The sequence below is a fragment of the Acinetobacter sp. Q85-2 genome, from assembly GCF_013420555.1.
Lineage (GTDB): Bacteria > Pseudomonadota > Gammaproteobacteria > Pseudomonadales > Moraxellaceae > Acinetobacter > Acinetobacter indicus.
The window spans coordinates 41,282-49,038 of sequence record NZ_VOXW01000022.1 but is presented as its reverse complement, the minus strand read 5'-3'; the positions used below and the strand labels follow the sequence as shown (position 1 = coordinate 49,038).

6 protein-coding genes are annotated in these 7,757 nt (G+C 48.0%); 3 read left to right on the top strand and 3 right to left on the bottom strand.

Translation table 11 applies throughout. The features are described 5' to 3' along the window. Window positions 1-405: 405 nt before the first annotated feature. The 3 genes from FTT68_RS11755 to FTT68_RS11745 all read right to left on the bottom strand — a co-directional run bounded on the left by FTT68_RS11755 (window position 406) and on the right by FTT68_RS11745 (window position 4,402). Entirely contained in the window at window positions 406-1,404 is a 999-nt protein-coding gene (locus FTT68_RS11755) for a Tim44 domain-containing protein (RefSeq protein ID WP_005176505.1), read from the bottom strand. Window positions 1,405-1,525: 121 nt separating this feature from the next. After that, window positions 1,526-2,917, bottom strand: coding sequence for a DNA repair protein RadA (gene radA / locus FTT68_RS11750; RefSeq protein WP_005176507.1), 1,392 nt, complete (start codon window positions 2,915-2,917; stop codon window positions 1,526-1,528). A 135-nt stretch (window positions 2,918-3,052) separates the two neighbouring features. Beyond that, entirely contained in the window at window positions 3,053-4,402 is a 1,350-nt protein-coding gene (locus tag FTT68_RS11745) for a sodium:alanine symporter family protein (RefSeq protein ID WP_034597619.1), read from the bottom strand. Window positions 4,403-4,716: 314 nt separating this feature from the next. Here FTT68_RS11745 and FTT68_RS11740 point away from each other — a divergent pair, with 314 nt between their 5' ends. The 3 genes from FTT68_RS11740 (at window position 4,717) to lysA (ending at window position 7,751) form a co-directional block, all read left to right on the top strand. Next, window positions 4,717-6,120 (top strand): amino acid permease, encoded by a 1,404-nt coding sequence (locus FTT68_RS11740; RefSeq protein ID WP_180083996.1) that lies wholly within the window; start codon window positions 4,717-4,719, stop codon window positions 6,118-6,120. Window positions 6,121-6,253: 133 nt separating this feature from the next. After that, window positions 6,254-6,484, top strand: a complete 231-nt coding sequence (locus tag FTT68_RS11735; protein WP_016659988.1) for a lipoprotein — start codon at window positions 6,254-6,256, stop codon at window positions 6,482-6,484. Window positions 6,485-6,506: 22 nt separating this feature from the next. Then, a complete protein-coding gene (gene lysA, locus FTT68_RS11730; RefSeq protein WP_016659989.1) occupies window positions 6,507-7,751 on the top strand; it encodes a diaminopimelate decarboxylase in 1,245 nt (414 codons plus the stop codon). Window positions 7,752-7,757 lie beyond the last annotated feature (6 nt).

The following is a 7,757-nucleotide window of genomic DNA, read 5'->3' as shown; positions in this document are numbered from 1 at the left end:
AGTGATGGGAGAGCATGTTCAAGAGTGGATTCTAAATGTTCAGATAAAGACATAAAAAAATGAGCGTATTTACATACACTCATTTTTACTACATTTTTCTAATATTTGCTTAACTGACTGGCATTACTCACTCGAGGGGATTTTTTTAATGGGTGAATTTTATCAGCAGTCTGTTAGTGAAGAGCGATATTGTAAGATCAAGCGAAAATACGTAGGAACGTACTGAATGGCGCAGAGCAGACATACCGTCTTATAGAGATGATCGCTGTATCACATCTCTAGGTCTTTCCATCCCTCGAGATAATCGGTTGGGGACAAAATAAAGCAACTAAATGAATAACATTCCGCAGGCGGTGCAAAAACAAAAACAGCGGCCGAAGCCGCCGTTTTTGATCTTAGGTTTAATTAGTGTTCTTGCTGGATACCCGCAACCAACCAGTCCTGGCTAGAGCCTGCTGGCTTAACAAAATGCCAGATTTCAGTGAATGGCTGTGGCAAGCTGTTTAAATCTTCACTCACCGTACCGGTAAAGCGCACACTCACCACATACTGACCATTTTCAGTAGCAGAATCGACCACCATCGCATTCAGGTTAGAAAACTCAGCCACATCCTGATCCTGATTGGCCATGATGTCCTGATACATCGACTGGTACAGATCAGGGGTTAAATAACGCTGAATTTCAGCAATATTGCTGGCCGTATTCATAGACTGAATATGGTTAAAACGCTGACGTGCAACACGCAGAAAGGCTGCTGGCTCCGTACCATCTGGTAACTGGTTACCACTGTTGGTGTACGCGGTACCAAAGGCAGCGTTATTCACTGGTGCTGCACCAAATGGCGCATTGTTGGTTGGGGCTGAACCACCGACGTTCTGGCCAAAGATATTGGTGTTATCGCCACCGGCACGTGGTGCAGCAGCAGATTGACCAAACGGTGCGTTATTGGCACCGTTATTTGGCGCATACGGGTTATTGGCTGCTAATTTTTTTTTTGCGCCCATCTTGCGGAAAATGAAGAAGGCGACTGCTGCAGCGAGGAGAATCCAGATCCAGCCTGGGATTCCACCTTCTTCCTCCTGTTGAGCCTGTGCCTGGCTGGCTGGCTGATCATCTGCTAAGGCATTGGCAGCCACTGCACCAATCGCAGCACCTGCAACACCCGCAGCGACCATACCACCGACACCCGGACCAGATTTTTGCTGCGCAGGCGCAGTAGCTGGAGCGGGCTGTTGTGCAGGAGTAGCTTGACGAGGCTGTTGGTAAGATTGAGTTGGTGTTGCTGAACGGCTCATGCCATGGCTTTTACCACCACCGGCACGTTTTGCTTCGGCTGCTAAAGGGGCAACCAAGAGGGCAGCTGTTAAAATACCAGCCATCAAACCACGCTGTCGAACTTCCATCAATTTTTCCTATTTAAAAAAAGAAATTTATCGCCCTGTATTTATGCAGGCATTTGTCCCGAATTTCAATACAGAATTCAGCTTTTTTCACATGAAAAGCTCAAAAAATAGGGCAAAGGCTCTAGTGCAGTTCTTCACTTAAACTCATGGCCTCGCTCAGGGCTTCATGCAAACGGGCCACCGCAATCACCTGCACCCCTGGAATCGCTTTTTGCGGTGCATTGGCACGTGGCAAAATAATATATTTAAAGCCATGTTTAATCGCTTCTTTTAGACGTTCCTGACCATTCGGCACCGGACGGATTTCACCGGATAAACCGACTTCACCAAACACCGCCAGTTGCTGGGGCAGGGCTTTGCCGCGAATACTCGAAGCACAGGCCAGCAGCACCGCCAGATCGGAGCCGGTTTCGGTAATTTTCAGCCCGCCGACAATATTGACATAGACATCCTGACCGGACGTCTGCACGCCGCCATGGCGATGCATCACCGCCAGTAGCATATTCAGCCGGTTTTGTTCTAAGCCAAGTGCGACCCGGCGCGGCTGACCATGTGCATCATCGACCAGTGCCTGTACTTCCACCAACAGCGGACGGGTGCCTTCGCGGCTAATCATCACAATTGAGCCGGGAATGGCTTCATCATAACGGCTCAGGAAAATCGCTGACGGATTGGCCACTTCACGCAAGCCTTTATCGGTCATGCCAAACACGCCCAGTTCATTGACCGCGCCAAAACGGTTTTTGACCGCACGAATCATCCGGTAGCGGGAATCGGACTGACCTTCAAAATACAGCACACAGTCCACCATATGTTCCAGCACACGTGGCCCGGCCAATGCACCTTCTTTGGTCACATGACCGACAATAAACAAGGCTGTGCCACTATTTTTGGCAAAACGGGTCAGGAGCGCCGCCGATTCACGGATTTGCGATACGCCGCCCGGTGCAGACTGCAAGGTTTCAGTATATAAGGTCTGGATGGAGTCCAGAATCGCCACCGCAGGACGTTGCTGGGCCAGTACCTCACAAATCCGTTCCACACAGGTTTCAGCCATCACTTTGAGCTGATCGGTCGGTAAATCCAGACGCTGCGCGCGTAAGGCCACCTGTGATAAGGATTCTTCACCGGTGACATATAAGGCAGCGCTGTTGCTGGCGGCCATATGGGTCGCGGTTTGCAGCAAAATGGTCGATTTACCAATTCCGGGATCACCGCCAATCAGTACCACTGAACCGGTGACCAGACCACCACCAAGTACCCGGTCAAATTCGCCAATACCGGTGGCAAGGCGGGTTTCGGTAGAGACTGAAATCTGGTTTAAAGTGGTTACAGTTGAAGCCTGACCGGCATAGCCGCCGCCCATACGTGGCTGGGCACGATGGGTCACCGCAGGGGTAATGCTGACTTCGGTTAAACAGTTCCATTCACCACAGTCTGAACATTGACCGGCCCATTTGGGATGATCTGCGCCGCATTGTTCACAGCGATAGACACTTTTTGCTTTTGCCATAAATAAACGTCTGGAATGTGTTTTTTAAATCTTGCCCCACAGCATACAGAGGAAATGCCGATTTTCAAATTGTTGATACAGCGGCAAAGAAAAACCACCCGCAGGTGGTTGATCTTGGGGTTTGATTTGAACGCTTTAGTAGAGTTCGCCGGATTTGCGTCGTGCAATAAAATCTTTCGATTCTTTGGCAATCACACCCGACAGCAGCAATAAGGCAATCAAGTTCGGTACCGCCATTAAACCATTAAAGGTATCGGCAAACAGCCAGACCAGATCTAGAGTTGCGACACAGCCAATAAACACCGACGCAATGTAAATCAGGCGATACGGCAAGACAAATTTCTCACCGAGCAGATAGGTCGCACATTTTTCACCATAATAGCTCCAGCCTAAAATAGTCGAATAGGCAAAGAAGATGACCCCGAAAGTCACCACCCAGCCCCCGATTCCCGGCAGCAGTTTGTCGAATACGCTAATGGTCAGTACCGCACCGTTCTGATCACCAAAAGACTGACCGGCCATAATAAAGCCCATGACCAGCACAATACCGGTAATTGAACAGACAATAATGGTGTCAATAAAGGTACCAGTCATTGAAACCAGACCCTGACGTGCCGGATGGTCGGTTTTGGCGGCAGCGGCGGCAATTGGGGCAGAACCCATACCGGCTTCATTGGAGAAGACCCCGCGCGCAACACCATAACGGATCGCGGCACCAATCGCACCACCTGCGGCAGCTTCACCGGTAAAGGCATAGGTGACAATCATTTTGAGTGCTGGCACCACCAGTTCAAGGTTATTCAGGATGATGACCAAACCACCGGCCATATAACCAACCGCCATAATCGGCACAATAACCGAAGAGGCTTTGGCGATGGATTTAATCCCGCCCAGAATTACCAGGGCTGAAAATACGGTAATGATGATGCCGGTAATCCAGGTTTCCAGGCCAAACCCATTTTCAACGGCCAGTGCTACCGTGTTGGATTGCACCGAGCTACCAATCCCGAAGGAGGCCACTGCACCGAAAAAGGCGAAAATCAGCGCCAGCCATTTCCATTTCAGGCCACGTTCAATGTAATACATTGGACCACCGGACATTTCACCTTTCTCGTTTTTTACCCGGTATTTGACCGCCAAAACACCTTCGCCATATTTGGTCGCCATCCCGAACAGGGCGGTCATCCACATCCAGAATACGGCGCCCGGACCACCGAGTACGCAGGCTGTGGCCACACCGGCAATATTACCGGTACCAATGGTGGCAGAAAGTGCGGTCATGAGGGAGGCGAATTGGGAAATATCGCCGGAATGTTTGTCCGGGTGTTTGCCAAAAACCTGTTTAAAGGCCAACGGCAGCATCCGGAATTGCCAGAACAGCAGGCGGAAGGTCAGGAATATCCCGGTACCGACAATCAGCACCAGCATATATGGGCCCCAGACCCAGCCACTAAGGGTTTCCATGAGTGTTTGTAAATCTTGCATCATTGTTTCTTCTTATGTCTCAAAATAGATATTTTGTTTTCTATATAAGCAATTGATATGCCATGCTCATCCTGAGCAAGAGATATAGTTGCGTGCTGCATTTTTATTTGTTACACAGAATTTATGTTTTGACAAGAAAATTGATATAAACCTTGTCAATCCTCCCTTTGGATAAATTGATAACTTTTTGTTATAAGAAAAATAAATTAAATTTAATTATTCCGTAGAAAATATAGATGAAGCGGCATTTCTTTTTGTTTTCTGATTTCTTTTACGTTAGTTTGTCGTGGTTAACACTGAAGTTGAATTCAATAATGTCGTATCAAAATACAAGTTCGTCACAAGAAAAAGGCGATCTGCAGCGAAGCTTATCCAACCGGCATTTACAGCTGATTGCCATTGGTGGCGCCATTGGAACAGGACTGTTCATGGGCTCAGGCAAAACCATCAGCCTGGCCGGGCCATCGATCCTGATTATTTATATGATTATTGGTTTTATGGTGTTCTGCGTGATGCGGGCGCTGGGCGAACTGTTGCTGTCCAATCTGCAATATAAATCCTTTATTGATTTCAGCACCGACCTGATTGGCCCGTGGGCCGGCTATTTTGTTGGCTGGACCTACTGGCTGTGCTGGATCACCATCGGGATTGCAGACCTGTCGGCAATTATTTATTACCTGCAATTCTTTAATGGCGGGATGCCGTTTACGCCTGAAGAAGGGGTGATGATCAGTATTGCAGCTATTGTCTTCATTATGGGCTTGAACCTGGTGACCGTGAAGCTGTTTGGTGAAATGGAGTTCTGGTTTGCGCTGATTAAAATTATTGCCATTATTGTGCTGATTGCAGTCGGTTTATGGATGATTTTTACCGGCTTTACCTCAGATGCCGGTACAGTCGCATCCTTTACGCATATCTGGAGTCATGGCGGCTTGTTCCCGACAGGTACCATGGGCTTCCTGGCCGGTTTCCAGATTGCGATTTTCGCCTTTGTCGGGGTAGAACTGGTCGGTACCACAGCGGCTGAAACCAAAGATCCGGAGAAAAACCTGCCGAAAGCAGTGAACTCGATTCCGGTACGTATCATCATTTTCTATGTATTGGCCTTATTAATTGTGATGTCGGTAACGCCATGGAACCAGATTGATCCGAATATCTCGCCGTTTGTCAACTTGTTCAGTCAGGCGGGTATTGCGGCCGCGGCGATTATCATGAATCTGGTGGTGCTGTCTTCGGTGATGTCGTCGATGAACAGTGGCGTATTCTCGACCAGCCGGATGCTGTTTGGTCTGTCACGTGAGCAGCAGGGTCCTAAAGCTTTTGGCCGTTTAAATAAACGTGCAGTACCAGCCAATGCGTTGTATTTCTCGGCGGTGTGTCTGCTGTTGGGTGCGGCGTTACAATACTTTGTACCCGATACCGTGAAAGCCTTTACGTTGGCGACCACGCTTTCGACCATTCTGTTTATTTGCGTCTGGCTGATTATTATCTGGAGCTATATTGTCTATTACAAAACCCGTCCGGAACTGCATGCCCAGTCGACTTTTAAATTGCCGGGTGGCCTGTTCACCTGCTGGATGGTGATCATCTTCTTTATTAGTATGATCTATGTGCTGTCTCTGGAGCCAGATACCTTGCAAGCCTTAATGATCAGTCCGATCTGGTTTGTGATTCTGCTGATTGGCTATTTCGGTTTCTATAAGCCAAAACAGAAATAAGCCATTGCACAACAAAAAACGTCAGTGTCCAACTGGCGTTTTTTTATGGCACAAGCTAATCTCTAGCGTTTAACACTTTGGTCACAGCAGTGATCGCGTTATACTTCATGGAAAATTTTAAATAGGTGGTCAGATGCGTTCTGTCATTTGCTGCATCAGTTTATTGACAGCCAGTTTTGTACTGGTCGGTTGTGGTCAATCGGGAGCTTTACAGTTGCCGAGTGATCCAAATTACGACAAACGTGCCAAATATCTGTTATATCCCAATGTCGATTCAGAGCAACATCCTGAAGAGCCGACACCTGCACCGGTACAGCAACAGTTTGCTGCACCTGTAGCTTCGAATTCCACGACGACACCTTAACGTTCATAGAAAGGATACATTCATGAGTTTCACCCGCATCAATGGGGTTTTGCACGCCGAACAATGTTCTTTACAACAGCTGGCGCAGCAATTTGGCACACCACTTTATGTTTATTCAAAAGCAACTTTTGAAAAGCATTATTTAGATATGGATCGTGCTTTTGGCTTTATCGACCATCAAATCTGTTTTGCGGTCAAGTCAAACTCCAATATTGCGGTGCTGAATGTATTGGCCAAGCTCGGTGCAGGTTTTGATATCGTGACCGGCGGCGAGCTGGCGCGCGTGTTGAAAGCCGGTGGCGATGCTTCGAAAATTGTATTCTCAGGTTTAGGCAAAACCGAAGCTGACATTAAAAAAGCACTGGAAGTGGGCATTGCCTGCTTTAACGTTGAATCCTATGCAGAGCTGGATCGGATTCAGAAAGTGGCGGCTGAACTGAAGGTTAAAGCGCCAATTTCTTTACGTGTGAATCCGGATGTCGATGCCAAAACCCATCCTTATATTTCAACCGGTTTAAAAGAAAACAAATTCGGTATTCCATCAGATAGTGTATTTGATACCTATCAATATGCAGCGTCATTACCTAATCTGGACATTGTCGGGATTGACTGCCATATCGGTTCACAGCTAACCGAAACCCAGCCTTTTGTTGATGCGCTGGATCGGGTCATGCTGATGATCGAGCAGCTGAAACAGATGGGCATCACACTCAAACACATTGATATTGGTGGTGGCTTGGGCGTGACCTATAAAGATGAAACTCCGCCATCGGTTGAAGAATATGCCAATGCACTGCGCCCGGCTTTAGAAAAACTGGGCCTGAAAGTGTATATGGAACCGGGCCGTAGTATTTCCGCCAATGCCGGTGTGCTGCTGACCAAAGTCGATTTACTCAAACCGACCAATCACCGTAATTTCGCAATTATTGATGCGGCAATGAATGACCTGATTCGTCCTGCTTTATATGAAGCGTGGATGGACATTCAGCCGGTGACGCCACGTACCGATGTCGAAACCCAACAGTGGGATGTAGTCGGTGCCATCTGTGAAACAGGTGATTTCCTTGGTAAAGAGCGTGATCTTGCCATTCAGGAAAACGATGTACTGGCAGTGCTGGGTGCCGGCGCTTATGGTTTTGTGATGAGCTCCAACTACAACAGCCGTGGCCGTGCTGCAGAAGTGATGGTCGATGGTGATCAGGCGCATCTGATTCGTGAACGTGAAACCATTGAATCACTCTGGGAACGTGAGCGTTTATTGCCTTAAGGAGTA